Source organism: Aeribacillus composti (assembly GCF_031760945.1).
Classification (GTDB): domain Bacteria; phylum Bacillota; class Bacilli; order Bacillales; family Aeribacillaceae; genus Aeribacillus; species Aeribacillus composti.
On record NZ_CP134501.1, the window covers coordinates 3,503,898 to 3,527,866 of the forward strand.

The 23,969-nt window shown below is 38.5% G+C and carries 21 protein-coding genes and 1 pseudogene; 8 read left to right on the forward strand and 14 right to left on the reverse strand.

Going from position 1 to position 23,969, the window contains the following annotated elements; genetic code table 11:
* Window positions 1-74: 74 nt before the first annotated feature.
* Together RI196_RS16975 and RI196_RS16980 are read left to right on the forward strand one after the other, a co-directional pair.
* On the forward strand, window positions 75-1,211 hold the full coding sequence (locus tag RI196_RS16975) for a carbon-nitrogen hydrolase family protein (protein ID WP_063388870.1): 1,137 nt from the start codon (window positions 75-77) through the stop codon (window positions 1,209-1,211).
* 2 nt (window positions 1,212-1,213) lie between these two features.
* Window positions 1,214-1,381, forward strand: a complete 168-nt coding sequence (locus RI196_RS16980; protein ID WP_157727840.1) for a hypothetical protein — start codon at window positions 1,214-1,216, stop codon at window positions 1,379-1,381.
* Window positions 1,382-1,737: 356 nt separating this feature from the next.
* Here the strand turns inward: RI196_RS16980 and RI196_RS16985 are convergent, their stop codons facing one another.
* Complete coding sequence (locus tag RI196_RS16985) at window positions 1,738-2,709, reverse strand: endonuclease I family protein (protein ID WP_311066596.1); 972 nt, start codon at window positions 2,707-2,709, stop codon at window positions 1,738-1,740.
* A 93-nt stretch (window positions 2,710-2,802) separates the two neighbouring features.
* On the opposite strand from RI196_RS16985, the gene RI196_RS16990 reads away from it, so the two are divergent.
* Window positions 2,803-3,984, forward strand: coding sequence for an IS701 family transposase (locus RI196_RS16990; RefSeq protein ID WP_063388773.1), 1,182 nt, complete (start codon window positions 2,803-2,805; stop codon window positions 3,982-3,984).
* 219 nt (window positions 3,985-4,203) lie between these two features.
* Here RI196_RS16990 and RI196_RS16995 read toward each other — a convergent pair whose 3' ends face one another.
* From RI196_RS16995 to RI196_RS17040, 10 genes are all read right to left on the reverse strand, one after another.
* On the reverse strand, window positions 4,204-5,175 hold the full coding sequence (locus tag RI196_RS16995; RefSeq protein WP_311066597.1) for an MBL fold metallo-hydrolase: 972 nt from the start codon (window positions 5,173-5,175) through the stop codon (window positions 4,204-4,206).
* 573 nt (window positions 5,176-5,748) lie between these two features.
* Window positions 5,749-6,300 (reverse strand): glutathione peroxidase, encoded by a 552-nt coding sequence (locus tag RI196_RS17000; protein ID WP_063388877.1) that lies wholly within the window; start codon window positions 6,298-6,300, stop codon window positions 5,749-5,751.
* 917 nt (window positions 6,301-7,217) lie between these two features.
* The gene (locus RI196_RS17005; RefSeq protein ID WP_063388881.1) at window positions 7,218-7,583 is read right to left on the reverse strand and encodes a PTS glucitol/sorbitol transporter subunit IIA; all 366 of its coding nucleotides are present in this window, start codon (window positions 7,581-7,583) and stop codon (window positions 7,218-7,220) included.
* A gap of 84 nt (window positions 7,584-7,667) precedes the next feature.
* Window positions 7,668-8,687 (reverse strand): PTS glucitol/sorbitol transporter subunit IIB, encoded by a 1,020-nt coding sequence (srlE, locus tag RI196_RS17010; RefSeq protein WP_063388882.1) that lies wholly within the window; start codon window positions 8,685-8,687, stop codon window positions 7,668-7,670.
* 20 nt (window positions 8,688-8,707) lie between these two features.
* Window positions 8,708-9,262, reverse strand: coding sequence for a PTS glucitol/sorbitol transporter subunit IIC (gene srlA, locus RI196_RS17015; RefSeq protein ID WP_066251165.1), 555 nt, complete (start codon window positions 9,260-9,262; stop codon window positions 8,708-8,710).
* A 13-nt stretch (window positions 9,263-9,275) separates the two neighbouring features.
* The gene (locus RI196_RS17020; RefSeq protein WP_186439333.1) at window positions 9,276-9,728 is read right to left on the reverse strand and encodes a transcriptional regulator GutM; all 453 of its coding nucleotides are present in this window, start codon (window positions 9,726-9,728) and stop codon (window positions 9,276-9,278) included.
* 4 nt (window positions 9,729-9,732) lie between these two features.
* The gene (locus RI196_RS17025; protein ID WP_311066598.1) at window positions 9,733-11,673 is read right to left on the reverse strand and encodes a BglG family transcription antiterminator; all 1,941 of its coding nucleotides are present in this window, start codon (window positions 11,671-11,673) and stop codon (window positions 9,733-9,735) included.
* Window positions 11,674-11,788: 115 nt separating this feature from the next.
* The gene (locus tag RI196_RS17030; RefSeq protein WP_063388884.1) at window positions 11,789-12,589 is read right to left on the reverse strand and encodes an SDR family oxidoreductase; all 801 of its coding nucleotides are present in this window, start codon (window positions 12,587-12,589) and stop codon (window positions 11,789-11,791) included.
* Window positions 12,590-14,467: 1,878 nt separating this feature from the next.
* Complete coding sequence (locus RI196_RS17035; protein ID WP_066251154.1) at window positions 14,468-15,871, reverse strand: sensor histidine kinase; 1,404 nt, start codon at window positions 15,869-15,871, stop codon at window positions 14,468-14,470.
* Window positions 15,868-16,551 (reverse strand): response regulator transcription factor, encoded by a 684-nt coding sequence (locus tag RI196_RS17040; protein WP_063388886.1) that lies wholly within the window; start codon window positions 16,549-16,551, stop codon window positions 15,868-15,870. The genes RI196_RS17035 and RI196_RS17040 overlap by 4 nt, the downstream gene beginning before the upstream one ends.
* A gap of 330 nt (window positions 16,552-16,881) precedes the next feature.
* Here RI196_RS17040 and RI196_RS17045 point away from each other — a divergent pair, with 330 nt between their 5' ends.
* From RI196_RS17045 to RI196_RS17065, 5 genes are read left to right on the forward strand one after another with little or no spacing between them, the layout of a single operon-like run.
* The gene (locus tag RI196_RS17045; RefSeq protein ID WP_311066599.1) at window positions 16,882-18,159 is read left to right on the forward strand and encodes a right-handed parallel beta-helix repeat-containing protein; all 1,278 of its coding nucleotides are present in this window, start codon (window positions 16,882-16,884) and stop codon (window positions 18,157-18,159) included.
* The gene (locus RI196_RS17050) at window positions 18,152-18,694 is read left to right on the forward strand and encodes a nitrous oxide reductase accessory protein NosL (protein WP_117017157.1); all 543 of its coding nucleotides are present in this window, start codon (window positions 18,152-18,154) and stop codon (window positions 18,692-18,694) included. The genes RI196_RS17045 and RI196_RS17050 overlap by 8 nt, the downstream gene beginning before the upstream one ends.
* A gap of 43 nt (window positions 18,695-18,737) precedes the next feature.
* Window positions 18,738-19,550, forward strand: a complete 813-nt coding sequence (locus tag RI196_RS17055) for an ABC transporter permease (protein ID WP_144597383.1) — start codon at window positions 18,738-18,740, stop codon at window positions 19,548-19,550.
* Complete coding sequence (locus tag RI196_RS17060) at window positions 19,547-20,248, forward strand: ABC transporter ATP-binding protein (protein WP_117017156.1); 702 nt, start codon at window positions 19,547-19,549, stop codon at window positions 20,246-20,248. Before RI196_RS17055 ends, RI196_RS17060 begins: the two co-directional genes overlap by 4 nt.
* 35 nt (window positions 20,249-20,283) lie before the next feature.
* Window positions 20,284-21,705 carry a PepSY-associated TM helix domain-containing protein gene (locus RI196_RS17065; RefSeq protein WP_311066600.1) on the forward strand — a complete coding sequence of 474 codons (1,422 nt, stop codon included), beginning with the start codon at window positions 20,284-20,286 and terminating at the stop codon, window positions 21,703-21,705.
* A 341-nt stretch (window positions 21,706-22,046) separates the two neighbouring features.
* Here RI196_RS17065 and RI196_RS18835 read toward each other — a convergent pair whose 3' ends face one another.
* The 3 genes and pseudogenes from RI196_RS18835 to RI196_RS17075 all read right to left on the reverse strand — a co-directional run bounded on the left by RI196_RS18835 (window position 22,047) and on the right by RI196_RS17075 (window position 23,426).
* Window positions 22,047-22,151: an Rpn/YhgA-type helix-turn-helix domain-containing protein gene (locus tag RI196_RS18835; protein ID WP_498633646.1), complete on the reverse strand. Its 105-nt coding sequence runs from the start codon at window positions 22,149-22,151 to the stop codon at window positions 22,047-22,049.
* Between the two features lie 17 nt (window positions 22,152-22,168).
* Window positions 22,169-22,367 (reverse strand): annotated as a pseudogene (locus tag RI196_RS18760) (Rpn family recombination-promoting nuclease/putative transposase); the annotation flags it as partial.
* 99 nt (window positions 22,368-22,466) lie between these two features.
* The gene (locus tag RI196_RS17075; protein WP_311067375.1) at window positions 22,467-23,426 is read right to left on the reverse strand and encodes an Rpn family recombination-promoting nuclease/putative transposase; all 960 of its coding nucleotides are present in this window, start codon (window positions 23,424-23,426) and stop codon (window positions 22,467-22,469) included.
* Window positions 23,427-23,969: the final 543 nt, after the last annotated feature.

Sequence of the window (23,969 nt, forward strand, 5' to 3'; positions counted from 1 at the left end):
TTGAACTCAAATAAAATTTACTGTATATTCTAATTATTCTTATAATTAAAAATTCTATGGGGTGGGATTAGCTGATGAGCGATTTTTCAAATGAGAAATTCACGGTTGCTGCCGTACAAGCCTCTTCGATTTTATATGACAGGGAAAAATGCTTGGAAAAAGCTATTTCGCTAATTGAAGAATCGGCGAAACAAGGGGCTCAATTAGTTGTATTGCCTGAGTCTTATATTCCTGGCTATCCGTATCACATCTGGTTAGGAACACCAATGTGGTATCATGAACTATTTAAGGAATGGTTTCTCAATTCTGTAGAAGTACCTAGTAAAACAACTGATGCTTTATGTGAAGCTGCACGAAAACATAATATACATGTCGTTATTGGTATTTCAGAGCGCGACGGAAAAACATGCTATAACACAATTTTATTTATTGATAATAAAGGGAAAATTTTTGGCAAACACAGGAAATTGATGCCGACTCATGTTGAGCGTGTTCATTGGGGCATGGGAGATGGAAGTTATCTAAATGTTTATGACACAGAGCTGGGACGAATGAGCGGGCTGGTCTGCTGGGAGCATACTATGGATTTGGTACGTCATTCCCTTATCGCACAACGCTCCCAGCTGCATTGTGCCGTATGGGTAGGATTTTCAAGTATAACGGGTTGGGATACATTATTTGATATGTCTACTGAACTATCTGCGCGTTATCATGCTCAAGTAGGCGGATGTTTTGTTATCAATTGTCAAAGTACAGTCGACAAGGACAATGTGGAAAAGTTAACACAGACTGATTATCAAAAAGAGTGGATAAAGCCTGGAGGGGGCTGGACGGCGATTATCGCACCCGGTGGTTCCATATTATCCGGTCCTTTAAAAGGAAAGGAAGGTATTTTGTACGCTGAAGTTGATATGAAATTAATTGCTGATATGGCACATTGGCACGATGCCATCGGACATTATTCACGACCTGATGTGACTAGTCTTCTGTTAAACCGCGAGCCTTATAAAGTGCTCAGAGATATGAACAATGCCAATAACATTAGTAATCCGAAGAATGGAAGTGGTCATGATCAACAATCTGTTGATCAAATAATGAACTTGTTAAAGCAATTAGAACAAAATCTTCGAAGCAGTGAATCAGATGAGCTCAGCAGAAGATTATCAGAAATTCAGCGCGAAGCCGTTCATGCATTTACAAGGGGGAATTAACCATGTGTCTTTGTTCTTTCGGTCCGAATTCTGGTGTTCACACTTATGATGTGACAAAATCAAAAGTAACGTATTTCAAATATAATATCAATGATCGTACTTTAGTTACGAACAAACAAGAGCAAGCAGATAGTGAAGCGTTGCCTAAGGGAAAAAGTCAATCATTATAAGCATATGCAACAAAAACTCCCTTGTTTTTCTCGAAACTAGGGAGTTCTGAATGACAGAAATATAGCCAATTTTTCAAACGAACGAACATTCGTCTGTTCTTCATTATAAATCGCCGACCAGCAACCATTACGGATCAGCAGGTTGCAAATAAACAGAGACAAACAAAATCCGAAATGCTTCTGACCGCAAGCTGCCATTGACCGTCATCTTGTATGGAAAGAGCATCTTGAAATTTTAGCTCAGAGTTAAGCAGGAAAAATCAGGAGCTTTACAATCGGTATTTCGAAAGAACGGCTCTTCTTGTGATTATTTTGCAAAACGAGGTGCTCTAAGTATGCTCCTATAGTCTATGATTTCACGATTCCTTGACGCCACATGATCCAATATGAAACGGAAACTTTATTTTATACGCTAACTCTTGAAAGTCTATAAAAGGATTGCGGTTTCCCTGTATATAATAAATCGATTGGTTCCGATGCTTTTCATAGATGGAAACGGGAAACGATTCATGCCAGTGAATCAGTAAAGAAAGATTAATTTGTTTAAGGCTGCTTTTTTTTATTTCATTCGGGTATCGCAATAAAAAATACATCATTGCTCTCGCAACAGTACCTTTGCCATGTTCCGGTTCGAATCGGCCGTCTTTGACAACTCCGCAGCGATTGCGGATTTTTTCTTTTGGCGATTCCGGCTGATAAAAAGAAAAATCATGAAAAGGATAATTGGATCGTTTGACATTGCACTCCGGATGACAAACAAATAAATGATGCAAATCGCTTTTCATCGGTTCCCGTGCATGAAACCAAGACTGCGGAACAATATGTTCTGTATTATATTTTAAACGCAAGTCAATGCTTTTCATCTTTTTCAATAAAGAAATGTCCTTTTTGCTGACTATTTCTAAAAGAGCTTGAAATTGCTCATATCTTTTTTGAATTATTTCGAAATCTTCTTGTATGATTCGGCTAGGATCGCTTTTTTCGCCAGAATAGATGCTTTTCACTGTTCCATCCGGCTGCAAATCGACCCACGTATACAAATAATGATCTTTGCATATAAAATACGGCAGCTGATTTTTATGTGTTTTTTTCACTAGATTATGATAATGGTAAAATAGGTTCAGCCCCTTGATTTCTTTTCCGATGACATTTTTGTAATAATGCTCTATATCTTTTTTATCTTTTTCTGGATCATAATAAAACTTCGTGTTTTGGCGGATTTTTTCCTGATTCTGCAAAAGAGTAAGAGATGTCCGAGTACGATCTTTTTTCTGCCACTCCTTGTGCTCTGCAATATTTTTACTGTAGATGAGCAAATTCACTAACATAAATTTACATCCGAACAAAAAAGGAGACATGAACCCGATTCCTTGATTAGAATAGATGTGTCACCAAACCATTCTCAAGGAGGTTCATGTCTCATGAATAGACTACCACATCACCAAGGAATCGACAAGTTTTTCGCAATGTTGGGGCTGGCCCTTTATTTCTCTAAGCCGGTCATGAAGCATCTCGTTCATATTATCGATGCGCTGACAACGAAAGGATTTGTGGGAACCTTGACCGATCTGCATCATGAGAGCTTTCATCCCAACCATCGAACGACACTGAGCCATTTTTTCACGAAAAGCCCTTGGGATGAAGAAATCTTGCTTCGCAAACTCCAGCAGTGGATGCTTCGTCATGTGGAACGAACGGCCAAGCGAAAGAATCACCCCATTTTTGTTTCGATCGATGATACGATCTGCCGAAAAACGAAGCCTTCGTCACAGGCGAAACACGCTATTGAAGGGTGTAATTGGCATTATTCTCACGCGGACAAAAAGTCGATTTGGGGACACTCTCTCGTCTGGCTCATGGTTCATACGATGACGCAAGCCTTTCCCTTTGCGTTTCGCCTCTACGACAAGGCGGATGGGAAAAGCAAGGGTCAATGGGCCATCGAGATGCTTTCTTCTTTGGATGTGCACGGTTCTGTTTATGTGCTGATGGATTCTTGGTACCCATCGAAAACACTCGTGGAAGCCTGCCTGAAAAAAGGATTCCACGTCATTGCGATGCTCAAGACGAATCGGGTTCTTTATCCAAAAGGCATCGCCATCCAAGCCAAACAGTTTGCCCGCTATATCGAACCGAACGACACCCATCTCGTCACGGTGGGAGAAGAGCGTTATCGCGTGTATCGCTACGAGGGAGCGCTGAAAGGTCTCGATGATGCCGTTGTGTTGTTGGCTTGGAAAGCCGATCAGCCGATGACACCCGAACATCTTCACTGCGTCTTGAGCACCGACCGGGAGCTAAGCGATGAAGAGATCTTGCGCTACTATGCCCAGCGTTGGTCGATCGAATGCTTTTTTCGACAAGCGAAAGACCAGCTGAAGCTCGATGGGTACCGCGTTCGTCAACGTCGGGCGGTGAAACGGTATTGGATCTTGGTGCAACTCGCTTATGTGTACAGTATGGTCGAATCCAACAGCGATTTCTCTACCGGGCTTGACTTCCTTCGAAAGAAGAAAGGACATAGCCTCGTGGAGTTTATTTACGATGCAGCGAAACAAGATATTCCCATTGATGTCGTTAAAAAACAGCTTCATGTGGCATAAGGGGTACTCCGTTTGTCTCTTTTTACATGGTAATTATTGTAATGAAAATTGCTCAACTACAGTAATTAAAGGTGCATCTTTTCTCCTTTTTCTTCCCATCATTCCTCATACCTCAATAATTAGTATCATGCTTGCAAACAATGAAACTTTGTTACTTTTGCAGCTTGCGAAATACAAGAAAAAAATTTTCATCGTCAACAGCCAATCAAAAACCTTCTATTATTCTTTATTAATGGAATAATGCCAAACTCCTTTTTCCATCTCCTTTCTAATTTTTCCGTTGAATTCTAAATAATCTAGATGTCCTATAATTTCAGACATCACAAGCGAAAACTGCTCCGAATACTTATTTCCATAATAGGCTTGGGCTAGACCGCTCGCGGTTGTTACCCCGTTTAAAATGAGATTCATAATTTTTTCTGCTTTTTTCTCAATCCCTTTTAATCTTTTATTTATTAAATCTTTCGGGTCTTGAATGAATACGCCGTGTCCCGGAAATACGAGATCGAGAGGCAAATCCGAAACTTTCTCTAAAGAATGTTTATGCTGGAGTAAAGTCGGCATCCGCCGTCCAAAAGAATCGGGTTCGACAAGTGCGTTGCTGGATATATGCTGAATCAGCAAATCACCTGAAATCATCCAACGATGCTTTGGATCATACAGCGCAATTTGATCCGGAGCATGTCCGGGCACCTCGATAATTTGAAAATCCAAATGGCTGCTCTCGACTGGAATGATCTCCGCTTGGATAGCAAGTTTTCTTTTTTTCACAATCGATTCTTTTAAATAATCGACCTGCTTTCTCCCTGCTTCATGACATCCCATTTCCTCATATAATTTAGAAAAAAACTCCACCCTCATCTCAAGAAATTGGCGGTCTCTCTTTAAGCGCGGGATCGCATTTTTGTGGGCATAAACTTGAATGGGGTGATCCGCAATGATTCGATTCACTAATCCTACATGATCTATATGGTTGTGAGTTAAAATGATTTCGGTTAAGTCATGCAAAGCCAACCCGTTTTTTTGCAGCGTTTCCAACAATGCATTCCAACAAGCCTCATGATCCAAACCAGCATCTATTAAAGCAAGGGATTCTTTTGCTTTCACTAAAAAAAAGTTGATCGTTCTTAAATTAGACGGAACATCGACGATAATCGGGATGATTTCATAATTTTGCTTGCGAAGCTCCATATTTTTACTCCCCCTTTGTTTTGACGAACCAAATAAACCGCTTAAAACCCCCGACTTTAAAATTTGATACAAAGTGAAAAAAAAAGTTATGTGATTTATTTCAGTCTTTGCAGTGCAGACGCTTACTTTAACCAAATCCCCATTTTTGCCATACCCTTTGGAAAATTTAGAACTGTATAAACATATTATATGTTTTTTTAAAAAGGTTTGTAAAAGAGAGGCTGCCAATTTATTTTCCATTTGTAACATGTAAGGCAATAACAAATATAGATCCGGTAGTACGGCCGCTGATTTCACGCTAATTTTACATCAAAAATCCCCATCGCCAACCGGCCGATAAGGTACTGTAAATTGACGCGCTTCATATTAAATACCAAAGCTCTTTACTGAAAAATAAATAACCCTCTTCCTTATTTTCAATGGAAAAGGGAAATCTGCTTGAACATTAAAATTCATAAATTCTTTTTTACATGTTGATCTAGGTCCGAAACAGGCAAAAGAACTAGCAGCTTCTTGCTAGCATTCTTATACATAAAATAAATCCGGTCGAATGAAAAAACGATTCAACCGGAATTAGTTTTTCAATAATTTCTGAATATCTTGCTCAAAATCAATCGGTTCGTCCCATGGTTCATATCTATTCACGACTTGGCCGTTTTCATCAATTAAATATTTTGTAAAATTCCATTTAATATCGTTGCCAACCAGCCATTCAGGGTATTCATTCGCTAGTTTGATTTTTAATAGTTTTTCTGCCGTATTCGATTCATCAAATCCGCGGAACGGCGCCTCATTTTTCAAATATTCGAATAATGGATGAGCGTTTTTTCCGTTCACGTCGATTTTTGCAAACATCGGGAATGTGACGCCATAATTTAATTGGCAAAAAGAAGCTGCTTCATCGCTTGTTCCCGGCTCCTGTTGATCAAACTGGTTGCATGGAAATCCTAGTATTTCAAAACCTTGATCATGATATTTTTTATATAGCTTTTGCAGTTCTTCAAACTGGTATGTAAATCGACATTTACTAGCGGTGTTCACCACTAAGAGCACTTGACCTTTAAATTCTGCTAAAGAAACTTTTTCGCCGTTTGCTTTTTCTACTTCAAATTGATAAATAGACATGGGAAACACCTCTTAATCTATTATTAAGTTATAATTATTATAATATAAAAACATTATCACGCAAAAAAAATTGCTCTCAGTTACAAATTTGGAAACTTTTTTCCTGAATCAAAAAGAAGGTGAATGCCCGCCTATTTTTTTAATTTGAAGCATTGATGTTTTTAGAATGGCTGCCTTAGTCCTCCTTTACTATAAAAATTTGGGAGCTCTCGGCGGAATCCATTAATTTTTGAAAATATATGCTTCCTCTTTGTAAACAACTCGAGCCTTCACAAGTATTGAGTATTTTCCGGCGCCCGCAATTAAGTTGTAATTAGATACACTCACTAATTCCTCCATCCATTTCTTGTGTTAAAGTGATAAAGCAATCAAGCAAAAGTTCTCCTTCAACCGTTCCATACTTATAAGTATTCAACCACTAGTGCCAACTGGACTTTTTGTCCAATCTTTCCTTTCATCTTAAGCTCCCGCCTACAGATCATCATAATCTTTGAGTTGGCATGAATGGACAGTGAACAAATCCCATCTAACCAAAGAAGATTTGGAATTTTTCTTACTAATTCTGCCAATTTAATTGCGCCTCAAATCTTCCATATAGAAAATGATTCCGGACAACTTGCATGACTTTTTCTTATTTTCAATGTTGTCAAGGCGTAGTGATCATAATTTATTGCCGGCAAGCAAACTGCTGTTAAGAGAAAGAATTAAAAAGCCAAAAAAACCGGGCGAAAAAATGGGTGCCCGGTTTGCTGTCTTATTTACTTGTTTCACTTAAATCTTTCACAGTTTATCCATTGAAGCTGCAAAAAATCTTTTATGTATATGATTCATTCACTGAATCTATTCAGCCTCATTTTTCCCTCCTATTGAAAAAAGTCGGATGAATAGCCAATAATGAATGGAAAATATCAAAATTTTTATTCACTTGCAATCTTTATTTCGGTATTCAATCCAATTTCAGGGATATCTTTATTTTCCAAGTACAAAGTGCCCGGCAGTTCCGGTGTTGTCGATCCGTCAAAGCGCAAAGTAATATGCCCCAATGTTGTTAAGTTTCTTTGCACAGCATCGCCGACAGACGTGATTTCAAATTTTTCATTATTAATATAAAGCTTCTGTCCAGCTTGAATGACTCCTTCCGCCTTTACGACATCAATGACATAACAAAAATCTTTCAGATCCTGCGGAGCTTCATTGCCAAATAAAATAATCATTTTCTCTTTCAAAAAATGATCGGCCATTGTTCCGATTCCTTTTATTTTATTCTTATAAATGATTGTCATAAAGTCGGCACAAACCTGTTACGGTTGTGCCTTCCCTCCCATATGTCAGATTTTTGCAAAACTCATGATGTTATAATTACAAATTTACGAATCATAAAGTCCGAAGCTTGCCAGCCAAGCGACAAACACCCTTGGAACCCCGATTAAGAATCTTGAATAAAGGACGGACGGTACACCGACCTCTACTGTTTCAGGTTCTGCTTCTGCAAGTCCCAAACCTACAGGTATAAAGTCACAGGCGTTTTGCGTATTGATGGCAAACAATGCTGGCAGCGCCAAGTTTGGCGGGATATTCCCTTTGCCAATTTCCACTCCAATCAGCGTCCCGATAATCTGAGCGATTACTGCTCCAGGTCCAAGTAAAGGTGATAAAAATGGCAATGAACAGATAAACCCGATTAAGAGCAATCCCCATATATCGCCAGCCAGCGGCGACATGATCTTGGCAAATACGTTTCCGATTCCTGAACCTTGAATAATTCCAATCAGCAATGATACAAAAGCCATGAACGGAATAATCGTGTTAATCATTGTTTGCACTGCTTCACGTCCTGCTTGATAGAACGTGCTAATGACTTTTCCTGCGCCAAGTCCAATTTTCGTTAATAAGTTTTTATTGGAGCTTGCTGCCATTGTTTCAGAAATCTTTTTATCACTGCTATATTTAAACTCTCTTTCAGGTTTTTCTTCCGGAATTTTTTCTTCAGCCGGAGCCGCCTCTCTAGCACTCTCTTCAACGGGCTGAATTTGATCCAACCCCACATCTGAAACGTAAATATCTTCCGTAATATATTGGGCCAACGGTCCGCTTTTTCCTGTTGGCATAATATTGACAGTTGGAATGCGTTTTTGCGGATAGATGCCGCAGCGTAATGTACCGCCGCAATCAATAATTGCAAGCGCAATCTCTTCATCCGGTACTGATGTTTTAAAACCGTTGACCGGCTCGGCACCTGTCAGTTCAGCAATTTTGTCTACAATTTCAGGCTTTGCTCCTCCGGTAATATAAACAATTTTATTTCTTTTTTCCGTCGGTGTAATGATGAGCGGTCCGCCAAAACCGCCGCTGCCCTTCACAATTTTTATCGACCGATATTTAGCCATTTCCCTTTCCTCCTCCTTTTCTAACGATGATGTAACGTTACTTCTGTTTTCAATTTAATATTTTGCTGTTTTTCTACTATTCTTGTTGTAAAATCTGTAATCCAGCCTGCGAAGAAGTTCATCACGAGACCGACAAGGAAATAACGGACAGCCAATTCTGCAGTGCTCAAACCTAGTTTCTCAATTCCAGCCGCAATACCGAGCCAAATAAATAATTCCCCTGGGTTTATATGTGGAAATAAACCGTTGCTGGTATGGCAAAAATATGCACCTGAAGCGAAATAGCTCGGTTTATATCTTTCCGGCAAAAAACGTCCTAATGACAACGCCATTGGATTCCCTAGCATAAATGAACCGACAAGCGGCAAGACTAAATATCTTAACAACGGGTTTTTAGAAGATGCCATCGCAAGTTTATTGACCCGCTTTTCTCCAATAAGCTGAATGAATGTATTCATACAAACCATCAATAGCAACACAAGCGGAACAATGCTTTGCATCCACGAAATAAATGTTTCTGCGCCAGTTTTAAACAAATTCATAAAACCTTCAGCAATCGTAACAATAATATCCACGTTCCTCACCTCTTCATGATTTTTTTACCGAAACAATGTTTTCTGCCTGCATCATGATTCGTTTAAAGATACTCGGCTTTTCGGGAATTTCCCCGCCGCTCATAATAATCTTATAATTGCTGACCGCATCCAAAATAGCTGATTTCAATAGTTTGTTGCAATGAGCCATATCGGCTTCTCCAAGCGTTTTTATATTTTTGCCCGTAAAGCCTTTCAATTCCCGAACTTTCGCTAAAACTGTAACCCCTTGTATTTTCATTGCTTTCAGAATTTTCCCGCTGTCGGAAACGGCAAATAATACAATGGTCCCCGCCCGAATTCTGCCGGGGCGCTTTCCGATTGCCACTTTTCCAATCTTTCGCAGCTCTATATACGCTTTGGCAAAATGTTTAATTTGAAAATAACCTAATGCCAATTGCACGATAAATGCTCCTGCTATAAAAAGCATAATGATGATCAATTGCATCCTATCACATCCCTAAGATTGATGATGAACTGCTTGCTTGTTCGAGGCATTTTGTAAAATCTTCGTAGCTGGCTGCATCGGCCAATTCCTCTACCTGTTTCTGATCAGAGGCGATTTTGATGATTTCATCGTAAATTTTAATCAGGAGGCTTGCATCATTATCGGCTTTTTCCGGTATTCCCAACAGAAAGACAAGCTTGATTTCCTTCCCGTCAACCACTGCTTTTTCAGGAAAAACACCGATCGCCATTTCAATCTGATTGGACTTGTAGTTAACTGTATGCGGCAAGGATATATACCGGTCAAAAACCATTGATCCTTTCTCTTCCCTTTCTCTCAGCCTCTCTTTAAACCCTTCGTCCAAATAGCCTTTCTTGACTAAAACGTCGATCATATCATTCACATTTTCGTGGTAGCCTTTATTTGTATCTAAGACGAAGAATTTATCTTTGTTGAGTAAAAGTTTTAAAATTGAACGGTGATTGCCAAAATCTTTCATTTTAAATTTTTTCCGATAGGTCATCTTTTCTATTTGCCTAGAAACACTCGCTTCGTCAAAGATTTCGTTAATTATGATGACAGGTGGATCAATTGCAAAATGAAGCTTTACTGTTGAAAAGACCATATCGTATTGATTCAAAAGCTCTTTTGAAATTTCAATTTCAGAGTAAATATCAATTTGAGTATTTGGATTTAATATGCGCTGCAGTTGAATAGAGACTAATTTGGCAGATCCCCGCCCGGTTCCGCAAATGACTGCAACTTTTTTTAATGCTCTCGTTATTTCATCATGTTGGGCAATGAATACTCCGAAATACAAGGATAGGTAGCCAAGCTCATCTTCAGGAACCTTCAGTCCATACTCTTTCTCAATTACTTGCCCGGCAATTTCGGCCAATTTAAAGGCGACAGGATACTTCTCCTTCACATCAGCCAGCTGCGGATTTTTCAAACGCACATCAAACATCAAGCGGTTCAGCATAAAGGTTAAATGATACAGAATATCTTTGAAAAATGTTTCATTTTCGAAAATAATGCTTTTATCAAACCCTACTTGTTCGATTATTAAGTCCAAGAGACGTTTAATATCGTCGGAAATTGTAATGTCTGCAATTGTTCGAATGTTTGTCGGCGTTCTTCTTCCCGCGATCGGCAATGTTATAAACAGTATTTCAGGTTGTGAAATTTCAACCGGCAAATGCCGTTCGATTACGGAAACGATTTCTGAAGCAATCGAATAGTCCTGTGTATTTAATAGTTTGTTATATTTTTCATCCAATTCCGTAAGAGGATGATTTTTTATAAAACGATCCAACATGACAATAATAAATTGCATTAACTTTTTTTGGGTGGTAGACTCTAAATTGTAGTGATTGGCAATCTTCATTATTTCTTCTTTAATATCTTCATCCAGCGGGTAATCCCCGTATAAATAGTCATAGACGTTATCTAATATAAAAAAACGGATATCCAGTTCATTTCCTTTTAGGCTCATCCCGCTGTTCGGTTTTCCATGAATGGCTAAATTGTAAGATTCCAACGCTACGGCAGCTTTTTTTATTTCATTTACAAGAGTTGTTCTCCCCAGATTCATGTCAAAAGCGAGCTCATCCAGCGTATTCCTTCCTTTGCTGTTGATTAATCGATCAATGATAAAAGCGATACGCCTTTGTGATGAATCCAGCATGTTTTTCTTCTTAGAAACGGTTTCAATGAAATCATCAAACCTATGCCCATCTTCAATAAACAAATGGTAGCCTTTTCCCTTTTCGTTTTTGATGGCTGCAATCCCATTCAGTTCACTGTTAAGTAGCTTAATATAATTGCGGATTGTTCTCGTGCTGACCCCCAATGAGTTGGCAAGATAATCCAAAGAACAATAGGATTTTTTTTGAAACGTTTCTAGCATTTGAACAACACGGCCATCAATTGTAAAATCCAACAATATTCACCACCTTTTACGTAAAAATAAAGTGACATAGTTTCGTCTATCAGTCAAAGGTAGTGATTGGAATTTTGTGATATTTCGTTATAGGACCTTTTTTTAGGCTGCTGTGATCTTAACCGCGGGATTTGCCTCCAGAAATATTAACTGTCGTACCAGTAATATAACTTGCACGGTCTGAAGCCAAGTAAGAAACTAAATCGGCTATTTCCTTTAGTTTACCCGGACGCCCAAGAGGAATGGAATTGCTGTAATCCGTTGACAATTGATCAACTGTGACGCCTCGAGTATAGGCAAGCGCTTCATTATAAGCATCTGACGTCAAGCCTGTCGGTTCGTTGATGCCAGGCGCCACCGCAACAACTCGGATATTGTATTTGCCGAGTTCTTTTGCCCACGAACGAGTGAAAGCTATTAATGCTCCCTTTGTCGCGGCATAGCAGCTTTGTCCAGATGATCCTTCCTGTCCGGCTTCGGAAGCAATATTGATAATAACTCCTTTATTTTGTTTAATCATTTCCCTGGCAGACGCCTGTGCACAAAGGTAAGGACCTTTTTGATTGACAGCTACCATAAAGTCAAAATCTTTCTCATTCAACTCGTATTCAGGTTTTTCACCTTTGACATCGACTAACAGTCTTGGCAGGTTGACTCCGGCATTATTTACTAAAATATCGACTGAGCCGAATAATTTCACGGTTTCGGCCACCATTTTGTCAACGCTTTCTTTTTTTGTAACGTCACATTTTAGAAAATAAGAACCATTATCTTGCGGTCCTTCTTCTCCATTTAAATCGGCTACAACAACTTTTGCCCCATTTCGGATCAGTTCGTTTGTGATATGTAATCCGATCCCGGAAACGCCGCCTGTTACAATCGCCACCTTTCCTTCTAATTCAAGCCATGAGTCACTCATTACGATCTCCTCCTTTTGATCTAGTCTCTGCTCATTAGATGCTTTTAGTGTAAAATGTTTTAACCTTTTATTTAATACACAGTTTTTCACTTAAAATTGAAAAGTGGTGCATGAGCGGACAAAACGGTGGAAACAGATTGGAGCTGTAGAAATGAAAGAAAGTCTTACCTGCTTTCAAGGGTGGCTATAAGCCAAAAGACATATAAAAGTACGGAGTAACGAGAAAAAGACGTTCAACGTTCCAGAGGAAATACCGTAATGAACGCAAGCGCACGACGTAACGAAGCGATATTCGTTCATGAAAGCAAAATGGTGTAAACCGCACGCTTTCAGCAGCTGATAAATATATGAATGAATCGTATTGTTTTATTTTTATTGCATGAATTTTAGACTACAGGAAATCTATCATTTATTAACGAAAAAATAATCTTTCTTATCAAATGAAGGATTAGACTATAAATCCCTAATTTTTAGTCAAAAAACGATGCAAAACCTTATCATTTCAAAGGCAATGGGTGTTGAACCACGATTGTATTCCTCCTTGTATTCACTAACGGGAAGCAGTCTTCATGTTTTCATTTTTACACTATCAAATGTGTGGACTGAATTTGCAAGATTTAATGCTTTTGAATTACTCTAAATTGCTGATTTTTATTTACATAATATTATAAAAAAGTTTATTCTGGCATCATACGTAAGGGAATAAGACAAGCTTAATTACTTGTGAGCGGCAAAATAGACTTATAGGAATATTAAGTGAGGTCATCATTTATATACCTACTAATTGCCCAATTAGGAATTAGACTAGTTTTAAATGAATATAGATTCAGGAGTGAAAAGATTGCGTAACATTATTTTATTATTCATTATGTTTTTTTGGTTGGCTGCAATAATGTAAATGAATTAAAGAAAGATGAGAAAACTGCAAGTTACGGAAATTTTGAGCTGAAATTAAAAGTCCCCAAAGTGGTTAAAAACAAACAAGAATTTGATATCATTACAGCTTTTAAAAATAACGGAGCTGAAACAACTTTATTTCATAGTAAACCAATAATAGAATCATTCATTATAAAGGATAAGTGAGGTGAAGTAATTTATTCAAAAGATTAAACCTCAAACAGAATTTTATATAAAGACGAAATCAAGCCTAATCAAAAATTTGAGGAGAAATTTCATATAGCTATAGATAAAACGGGAACATATTATGTAGCAGTCAACACTTCCAAATTATCTGAAAGCGAGGATGTTGAAGGTAAAAGATTTTCCATTAAGAACATAAAAATAAATGTTGAACAATAACATATAAGCAATCTTACAAATTAAACCCGGCTTTTATTATGATCCCTCTTGTGCAGACAGTTAGGAAAAAGTTTAACCTTGTTTTCTGCAAGAAAAAAATACAGAGGGTTGCAGTATATCTTTATCAAAATTTTGAATAAATGTATATGTGATCTATCCATCAAGGGCTTGACGTGGATCCTCTGTAGCCATGATTCTTTAGTCAAGCGCCAGCTTCAACAGTTTTGGCAAAACCAAAAAAAGTTATCATGGCTCCTCCTCCATGTAAAGCCCCATTGCATATCACTGCATAAGGATTTTGCAATTCTCTGCACTTTTATTTTGCAAAAAACACCTAACCTGTCTCACAAAGGGATTTTTCACGGAAATAAAAGAATAAATATACTGATGAGTTTCAATGATGGTTGTTTAGGAATCTTAAACAGGAACGACGTTTAGATAAAAAAGTTCTTGAAATATTCGTCAGTAGGTTAAAAAATGCGAAACCTCAAAAAAAGATTGATCAAAAGCATTTGCAGACCAGAGGAAACTTTTATCGTACTGCCTGAAGGCCACATTTCGTATAGCCTTTTTAAACATCTACTCTACTATCGGAAATGACAAAATAACCGATGTTCCTTGCCCTTCTTCACTTTCAATTTTCATCGTCCCGTTATGTAAAGCAACAATTTGTTTGACGATGGAAAGCCCGAGGCCTGTTCCCCCTGTTTCTCTTGAACGCGATTTATCTGTCCGGTAAAAACGTTCCCCTATACGATCCAACTCTTTTTTCGGTATGCCTATTCCATTATCCCGAACGATAACAACAGCCCGCTTCTCTTTCTGATACAATGCAATGTTGATCATCCCGTTTTCGAAGGAATACTTAATGGCATTGTCAATCACATTACAAAAAACTTGATGCAGCCGGTTCATATCTCCCATAATGATGATTTCATCATCTAAATCTGTTTTGATGGATATATTCCTTTTCTTCAGCGCAGGCGCAAACAGTTCTAATGAATCAAGAATCAATTGGGAAAAGGCGATCGGCTCTGCTTCAAGAGTCATATCTTTGTTTTCCAGCTCATTTAATTGTAATAAGTCGTTTATGAGCTTCTGCATTCGCGTTGTTTCTTTATTGATGAGCAGAAGATGATTTTTCGCCTCTTCTTTTGATGAATAAGCTTCATCCAGCAAGATTTGCGTGTATCCTCCAATATATGTGAGAGGGGTTCTTAATTCATGAGCCACGTTGGATAAAAATTCTTTCTTGCGCTCGTCTTGTTTTTCAAGAGATTCCGTCATTTTGTTGAAGGCGCTCGCCAATTCTCCTATATCATCTGACGTTTGGATAGGAACTCTTTTAGAAAAATTTCCGCGGCTGATCTCTTTTGCAATCGTTTGAATAGTTCGCAGCGAACGAAAGATCGAATGAATTGAGTACGTGATAACAAAATAGATCAATACGAAAAAGATTAAACCGAACAAGATTAAAATCGGAATGCCTTTACTAAAAACCTCTGGTATTTCGGCTAAAGGAATATAAATATATATAAAACCTATTAAGTTCTGTTCGTGAGTTAGCGGGAATATTGCTCCGACAATCTTTCGATCCAATTCATGAACATAGCCCTCTTTAACTACGTATTGCCCGGATGAGAGCTTTTTCTCATCTTCTTGACTGATCAGATGTTTGTAATCAATTTGATACGGAAAATGTTGATGAAGCTCATCTAATTGATCAACAGCTATTACTTCATAAGGTGAAATGAGATTATACCATTCAATTTTTTCTTTAATATCTTCACTTAGCGAGCCGTAATGAAAGTGAGCAGCTGTCTGCTTTCCCTCAAAAATAAGCCGCTCTTTCACACTGCGAATGTAAAGCTCTTTATATAGGAAGTGAATGAACAGAAATGAAAACAAGATGGAAAAAATGATGCTGATGAAAAAGAGCAGCAATACTTTCTGACTAACTGAAAAATGTTTTATTTTTTTCAAGACGGCACCTCAAACTTGTAACCGATTCCCCAAACGGTTTGAATTAGATGGCTGTGCTCCTTTAATTTTAGACGAATCGTTTTAATATGAGTATCAACGGTTCGTTCACTTCCTGCATAATCGGAATCCCATATTTGGTCAAGCAATTGACCTCGTGTAAATACTTTTCCTTTATTTTTGGCTAAAAGGAATAATAGATCAAATTCTTTTTGTGTGAGCGCAAGCCTGCGGCCTTCAACAGTGGCAATCCGGCCTTGAAGATCAAATTGCAACGGTCCAATAGCTGCTATTTTTACATCGCTTGCAATTCGATGTGTTCTGCGAAAAATCACTTCCATACGCGCCAAAAGCTCTGAAGGATGAAAAGGTTTTACTATATAGTCATCTCCCCCAATCTTTAAACCTTTCACCTTATCTTCCTCATTCCCTTTTGCCGTTAAAAAAATGACTGGAGAATCAATTTGAAGATATTGGCGCATTTCCTCGACTAAAGTAAAACCATCAATGTAAGGCATCATGACATCAACGATCAGCATATCCGGGTTTTCCTTTTTTAATCTTTCAAGTGCTTCAAACCCGTCTTTTGCTTCCAAACATATATATCCTTCTCTTGTCAAATACGTTCTAATCAGCTTTCGCATCTTTTCTTCATCATCAACGATTAACACCTTTAAAGACATCAGCCACTTGACACCTTCTCTCAACTTATTAAATGAATTTTCTAATTTATTAATTATAACCAGAAATTATGAAATTTGTTTGAAGTTTTTCATAAATTTGTCCTAGTAAGCTCCGAGCGATAGAAAGGCAAGCAAATGCTTCACATGACTGTCCATCATGTTTAGACCTCCTGCGGATTTGACAAATTGCCAATTTTAAAAGCAAAGGCCAGTAAATGAATGTAAGAAAGGAAACAAATGTAAAAAAATATCCAAATAGGCTTCATAGTTTTCACACAATTATACGCTAACCTTCAATTAGAACAATGACACTGAAAAAAGGATTCCGTCATGAAAAAATTATGGTATTTAATCGTTTTTTTGATGCTTTTTTGGACACATCCATCCAGCATCCATGCCGAAAGCACATTGCAATATCTGATTGATCAAGCTCCAGAGCACTCAATCGTGAGAATACCGAGAGGCGTTTATCATGAATCAATTGTGCTCTCAAAACCTGTTACGTTACAAGGAAATGGACAAGTAACCATTCAATCCTGCCGTAAAGAACCCGTCATCTCCATCAAAGGTCAACGCGTTTCAGTAAAAAACGTAACGGTCATTCAATGCAGCCAAGAGAAAAACGCTGCCGCTATACAAGTATCAGGAAATCATCACCGAATTGAACACGTTCATATTCGTACAAAGGGGATCGGGTTAAAGCTTGAACACGCCTATCACACCGTCATCACACAAAGCTCGATAAAAGGTGAAAAACAACATAACGGGATTGATTTATGGAAGTCAGAACAAAATGTCATTGAAAAAGTCAGAATCGAAAAAGTGAGAGATGGGATTTATATGGAGCAAAGCGATTATACAACGGCCGTCCAAAACCTCATCCAGCAATCAAATTACGGCATACACATTATGTATTCTGACCACATAACAATTCAAAAAAACATTTCCAAAAATAACGTGGCAGGAGCGATGGTCATGGAAACAAAGGGTGGAAAAATCGAAAATAATGAATTCATTTTTAACAACCGCAATGTTCATGCTCAGGGGATTCTTTTATTTGATGCGACAGAGACAAAGGTGGTTCGCAATAATATTTCTTATAATCGAGTTGGTATTTTGGCCGAAAGCGCCTCCAATAACCTTATTTTATCCAATGAAGTGCGTGGGAATTTTATTGGCATTCAATTCAAAGAGGCGAACGGAAACATCGTTTCAAACAATACGTTTATTAGCAATGTAAATGAAGCTCAAGCTTTGAGCAGCTCGGACAATGAAGTGAAAAGGAATTATTGGGACGCCTCTCTAAAGCTTGATGCCGATGGATCCGGTTATAGCGACATACCTTATAAAACGAATCCGTTCTTTTTAAGTTTGACGAAGGATATTCCAGAATACCAGCTGTTTTTCCATTCACCAGGCATGGTTGTATTGCAAAAATTATGGAAAAGTCCAGACAATGAAGCGATGACGGATGACTCGCCGCTTATGACAGCTCCAATACAAGATGAATCAAAGTCATCTTCTGGAGTGATCATTGTTTTCAGTCTTCTCTTGTTTTTAGGAAGCATTACTTTATGGAGGATAGGGAGGAAAAAAGAGGATGCGTAAAATGTATTTCATTTTCATGTTATGCGCTCTACTGATTATCACTGCTGCGTGCGGAAAAAAGGAAGTGTCGCCAAGAGCCATTGATGAAAAAAACGATAAATGCGCTCAATGTAACATGGCTGTAATGGATAATCAGTTTGCAACACAGCTTATTTTAAAAAATGGCAAAACATTCATTTTTGATGATATCGGATGTATGTATAAATGGAAAAGCGAAAATAAAAATGAAAACATCGAAGCGGAATTCGTCAGAGATTATCATTCGAAAGAATGGGTTGAATCTGATAAAGCAACCTACGTGTATGATCAATCGATACGGACGCCAATGGCCTACAACGTCATTTCTTTCCAAGATAAAAAAGATGCTGAAGCCTTCATATCAAAAAATAGCGGAAAAATATTAAACTTCGATCAATTGCAAGATCATAAATGGAAAATGAATAAAGAAATGATGGAAAAGAATATGCAGGATGGTCATACGGATATGAATGGCGACAGCCACATGGATGAGGGCAATGATCATTCACATGAATGAAGGGCAAATTTATAAGTGCCCTTTTTTTACAGTGGGAGGAATTATGCGGAACATATGGAAAGCCGAATGGCGTTTGACAATCAGGCAGCGTTCTTCTTACACGTTTGTGTTTCTATGGATTTTCGTTTTATCATTACTATTTTTGTTAGAGCGGAATAACCCTGCTCTCACAGGCTATACAAACATGACAGGCACAATCGCCAACATTGTGCTGTACATCGTACCACTGTTTATGCTGGTGGCTGGATCGTTTTCCATCGCGAATGAAATGGAAAATGGCCAGTGGAGTCTTTTATGCACGTATCCGTTGCCGACTATTGCCTATTGGGTTGGGAAGCTTTGCGGGCAATTGACCGCACAATCTGCCATCTTCAGCTTAAGCTTCAGTTTGAGCCTTTTGGTCGGCACTTTATTGGGAAGTTCATTATCTTTGAAATGGGTGCTCATTTTATATATTTTTTCTATCTCGCTAATATGGTTTTTTCTCGTCATCGGCTTGACCATTGGCTCGTTTTCAGAAACGAGATGGCAAGCTCTCATACTTTCGGTCGGCGTGTGGTTCTTTCTTATCATGATATGGCCGACTGCAGTCATTTCCGTTTTGAGCTTTGTCCCTTATCCGATGATAGCTCCGCTTTTAAAGGCATCTTTATTCTGTAATCCGGCGGAATTGCTCCGTATAGTATTTGTTGTTCAGCTTGACGGCGGAGCTGTTTTTGGACAATCATACGACGAGCTCATCTCTTTTATGCAAACAAAAGCGTTATGGGTGCTGTTCGTCGGTTATATGTTCATCTTTTCAAGCATCATGCTTGCATTTTCCGTCTGGAAGCTTGAAAGGAAGAAAAGACAATGACAACATTACAAGTCTCCGACGTTTCAAAAAAATATAAAACAAAAGTTGTGCTTTCTTCCATGTCACTGGAAGCAAAAAAAGGGGAATGCATCGTATTATGCGGCGGAAACGGAGCCGGAAAAAGCACGCTTCTTCGCATTTTGGCGGGTATTTCAAATCCGTCCTCCGGGGACATTGTTTTAAACAATATCAGTCTAATTAAAAACAGAAAAAACTATATCGAGCAGATCGGCTACATGCCTGATGATTTTCATGCTCAGCAATTCATGACGCTTCAAGAATTTTTATCATTTTATGCCAAACTGCGGAAAAAAGATCAATCATCTGTACAAGACATTTTAAAAAAAATAGGTTTGGAAGAATTTAAAAGAGAACTAGTGAAAAATGTATCAAAAGGAATGAGGCAAAGACTATTATTAGGACAAGCATTGTTAGGAAATCCAAAACTGCTCTTGTTAGATGAACCAACAAATGGTTTAGACCCATTTTGGATTGATCAGTTTGTCAATTTGATAAAAGAACAAAAGATGAAAGGCACAATCATCATTTTTTCCACTCATATGATGGATGTTGCCGCAGAAGCAGGCGATCAAATTCTGTTTATAAAGGAAGGCTCTATTATTGACCATATGAAAAATACGATTCACAAGGAAAAAACCGCATTGCAATTGTTGAGGTTATATCGACATGATCTATAAAAGTTTTGTCATTGCTTAAAAAAAGGGTGAAAAAAATGGAATTTGAAAGAATAGATGCAGTAGCAAAGGATTCAAAAGCATTCACTGATAAACAAACGAAAGCTTCTTTATATAAAACAGTCTGGAGATGGCATTTTTACGCAGGGATTTTTTTCGCACCGTTGATTATTTTTTTGTCTATTACCGGAGGAATTTACCTGTTTAAACCGCAAATTGAAAATTACATGTACCATGATCTTTATTACGTCCAACAAGGTCAGCAAAAAATTTCATCTACAGAACAGATTCATGAAGTGAAAAAGAATTATCCACATGCAAAAATTACAGGTTTTACACCTTCCTTTGCACCGGACAGATCATCTGAGGTTGAAATAATGGTGAACGGGGAAAGTATATCTGTGTTTGTCAATCCATACAACGGCGACATTATTGGAAAGTTAAATGAGAATGCACGCTTCATGGCATGGGTGAAAGATTTGCATAACGGTGAATTATGGGGCGGCACCATTGGAAACTGGTTAGTAGAGCTCTCCGCTTGCTGGTTCATTATCCTAATTATTACTGGTGTTTACTTATGGTGGCCGCGAAATAGAAAATCTCTTTTTGGGACATTGATTCCGCGAATAAACCTGAGTAAAAGAAACCGCACGTTTTGGCGCGATATGCATGCCGTTACAGCAATCTGGCTTTCTCTTTTTATCGTCGTACAATTGTTTTCTGGACTCATGTGGTCCGGTGTTTGGGGAAGCATGGCACATCGTATCGTTGATCCCATTTCCGGAAACCCGGAAGGAGATCAACCATGGGAAAAATATGCATTTCCTAAATCAACAATTCCAACAAAAGAAATAGCAGATGTTCCTTGGGCAGCTGAAAACTTACCTGTGCCCGAATCAAGTCCCAATGGGGTGAAAACAATTTCTGTTGATAAAGTTATGCAAATTGCAGAAAAAAACAACGTCCAACCGGGATATAGAATTGCATTTCCTGATGGAGAAACCGGTGTATATACGATCTTTTTAGATCCTGCTGACGTCTATCCTAACCGCCCACTGCCTTGGGCACAACAAACGCTGCATATAGATCAATACAGCGGAAAAGTTTTAGCTAAATTTGCATGGAGTGACTATGGTGCATTGGGAAAATTAATTTCACTAGGCATTGCATTTCATCAAGGAGAATTTGGATTCATTAGCCAGCTGTTCATGCTTGCATTAACTATTGGCATTATAATGATTGTTGTAAGTAGCGTTATAATGTGGTGGAAGCGAAAACCGAAAGGCAAATTGGGTGCTCCGGCTTTGCCAGAAAACTTTAAAATGTTAAAGGGAGTAGCCGTCATTGTCATTGTTCTAGGTCTTTTCTTCCCATTAGTAGGCGCGTCACTATTGATAGTGTGGGTTTTGGATTATTTCGTCATTAAAAGAATTCCCATTGCGAAACAGTGGATCGGGTAGAAAGCTAAATGGGAGTATCACACGAATAATGAATAAATTGTTATCAACCATTTACTGGCACCAGAGCCAATAAATCATTTCGCCTGTCAGCTCATCGATTGCATACGTCTGATTCCGTGAATCCCCGTCAAGGGAGGAAAGTTTTCAAGTTCGTGCGCGCTGGCAGGCGCCTTCAATGTTGGCACATGCTTTGCAGCAGCTACCCACTCTCCCATTTTACTGGAATAACAAGTATAACTCCTCTATCTCGTCCACAAAATTCAGGTAACTTCCTTTTTACAAAATTGACCTGAACAGCTGGCAATAGTTAGTCATGTAATGAGAGTCTCGTTCCTTCCCGCTTAAAAGGAGTTGGAGGATAGTTTCTTTTTCAGTTCATCTAGCTCTTCTTCAGTTAATTTCGTAACTGACATAATAACTTCCTGTTCTAGCCCTGAACGAAGCATGTCTATGGCTACCTGTCGAACTCCTTCTTCCCGGCCCTGCTTCAACCCTTCCTCCCATCCTGCCCGTCGTTCGCCTTGAAGGTTTGACAATTGGTCCCGCAGCCATTTCAAACGCATTTCATATTCATAACGGTTTACCGGGTTGACGCTTAAGCTTTCCCATTCTTCCAGCGCTTCACGAATTTCCTGCTCATTCATCGCAAACACCTCCAGTTTCGATTTTTCACTTTTCGCCATCCACTGGAGACATGAAAAAAATTTTAGTTCATACCTCTTTTCACATAAAATGAACTATTCTACTCATGGTCAAAAAAGTCATTCATCCAATAGTTTCTTCTTCAGCTCATCTAGCTCTTCTTCAGTTAATTTCGTAACTGACATAATAACTTCCTGTTCTAGCCCTGAACGAAGCATGTCTATGGCTACCTGTCGAACTCCTTCTTCCCGGCCCTGATTCAACCCTTTTTTCAATCCTTCTTCCATTCCCTTTTTCAGCCCTTCCTCCCATCCTGCTCGCCGTTCGCCTTGAAGGTTTGACAATTGGTCCCGCAGCCATTTCAAACGCATTTCGTATTCATAACGGTTTACCGGGTTGACGCTTAAGCTTTCCCATTCTTCCAGCGCTTCACGAATTTCCTGCTCATTCATCGCAAACACCTCCAGTTCACTGAGCATAAACTCATCGATTTTCCCCTTTTTGGCGTCTACTGCTGACAGCATCATCAGCCACGGATACTCTGGCAATCGTTTTATTTCTCTGTTATATTTCTTCCATTTTACCATAAACTGCTGTAAATCAATGACGTGAAATTCAAGGTGCGGACACCAAAGAAAATGTTCTTCATCTTCTCGTATATGGAAAACCGTATGAAATCGCTCCGTTTCATGAGGAAAAAGCCGATAATTAAGGATGGTAATCATAAAGGTAGGGGGAAGCATGCTGTACGGCTGTCCTTTTGCTAATGACCGGGAGAAAACCCTCGCCCAGTAATACAAAATTCGTTCCGGTAAATCGTGCTGATTTACGATTTGAATTTCCACATTGATGCGCTCGCCTCGATCCGTCAGTACCAGTACATCAAGCCGGTTCATTTTTCCATCTTCTGTCTCTTTCGTCAGCTCCGTGCTTTCAAACTGAACATCGACAATGCGATCTGCTTCGCTCCGATGTAAAATCGCATTCAAAAAAGCAATGGTAAGCGACTTGCGGTTCGGGTCGCCGAACAGCTGCTTAAACATGAAATCCATCTTCAAATCGAGGTATTCTTTCATAATGGAGATCGTCCTTTCGATGGAGAATAAAAATAAGAGGAAAACATAAGAGGGGGAAAGATTAAAAATCGTAACAGCTAGGACAAGTATTAATATTCTCACCAAACAGAACGTATGTTCTGTTTCTAATATAAAACTAACTATAAGAAATGTCAACCTAAAATTTCAAACTTATTAATAGGAATTTAAATAATGAAGTTTTTTACTAGATTTTTGAACGTTTCCAGCCCGCTACAATTCAAAACAGCAGAGACAGGCATTTTTTCAGTTTTACTGTAAACGCTCAAGTAATGCTGTTAAAGCCTCACTGCATCATATAACAATAATGAATATAAAAGAGGAAAAACATTTAGATTTAGAAAAAAACAGAAATGACGGAAACCTTCATCGTTTCGCTTGATACAGGTGTCCAAAAGTAATGCACTTCAATAAAAAAGACCTTGCCATCCTCCTGAAATGTCCACCTTAAACCATACGGAGCAGATAGAAAGGAAGGCTGGCAAAGTCTAAGATTCATCGTCTTAAAGTTTTCGAATCCCATAAACT

Excerpts from the sequence above, each read along its gene's own strand:
- RI196_RS18835 (WP_498633646.1), bottom strand. The coding sequence starts at position 22,151 with ATGCTTCGTTCAGGGCTAGAACAGGAAGTTATTATGTCAGTTACGAAA.
- RI196_RS16980 (WP_157727840.1), top strand. The coding sequence starts at position 1,214 with ATGTGTCTTTGTTCTTTCGGTCCGAATTCTGGTGTTCACACTTATGAT.
- RI196_RS16985 (WP_311066596.1), bottom strand. The coding sequence starts at position 2,709 with ATGTTAGTGAATTTGCTCATCTACAGTAAAAATATTGCAGAGCACAAG.
- RI196_RS17005 (WP_063388881.1), bottom strand. The coding sequence starts at position 7,583 with ATGACAATCATTTATAAGAATAAAATAAAAGGAATCGGAACAATGGCC.
- RI196_RS16975 (WP_063388870.1), top strand. The coding sequence starts at position 75 with ATGAGCGATTTTTCAAATGAGAAATTCACGGTTGCTGCCGTACAAGCC.
- srlE (WP_063388882.1), bottom strand. The coding sequence starts at position 8,687 with ATGGCTAAATATCGGTCGATAAAAATTGTGAAGGGCAGCGGCGGTTTT.
- RI196_RS17055 (WP_144597383.1), top strand. The coding sequence starts at position 18,738 with ATGCGGAACATATGGAAAGCCGAATGGCGTTTGACAATCAGGCAGCGT.
- RI196_RS17020 (WP_186439333.1), bottom strand. The coding sequence starts at position 9,728 with ATGCAATTGATCATCATTATGCTTTTTATAGCAGGAGCATTTATCGTG.
- RI196_RS17040 (WP_063388886.1), bottom strand. The coding sequence starts at position 16,551 with ATGTCTTTAAAGGTGTTAATCGTTGATGATGAAGAAAAGATGCGAAAG.
- RI196_RS17000 (WP_063388877.1), bottom strand. The coding sequence starts at position 6,300 with ATGTCTATTTATCAATTTGAAGTAGAAAAAGCAAACGGCGAAAAAGTT.
- RI196_RS17065 (WP_311066600.1), top strand. The coding sequence starts at position 20,284 with ATGGAATTTGAAAGAATAGATGCAGTAGCAAAGGATTCAAAAGCATTC.
- RI196_RS16995 (WP_311066597.1), bottom strand. The coding sequence starts at position 5,175 with ATGGAGCTTCGCAAGCAAAATTATGAAATCATCCCGATTATCGTCGAT.
- RI196_RS17030 (WP_063388884.1), bottom strand. The coding sequence starts at position 12,589 with ATGAGTGACTCATGGCTTGAATTAGAAGGAAAGGTGGCGATTGTAACA.
- RI196_RS17050 (WP_117017157.1), top strand. The coding sequence starts at position 18,152 with ATGCGTAAAATGTATTTCATTTTCATGTTATGCGCTCTACTGATTATC.
- RI196_RS17060 (WP_117017156.1), top strand. The coding sequence starts at position 19,547 with ATGACAACATTACAAGTCTCCGACGTTTCAAAAAAATATAAAACAAAA.
- RI196_RS17045 (WP_311066599.1), top strand. The coding sequence starts at position 16,882 with ATGAAAAAATTATGGTATTTAATCGTTTTTTTGATGCTTTTTTGGACA.
- RI196_RS16990 (WP_063388773.1), top strand. The coding sequence starts at position 2,803 with ATGAATAGACTACCACATCACCAAGGAATCGACAAGTTTTTCGCAATG.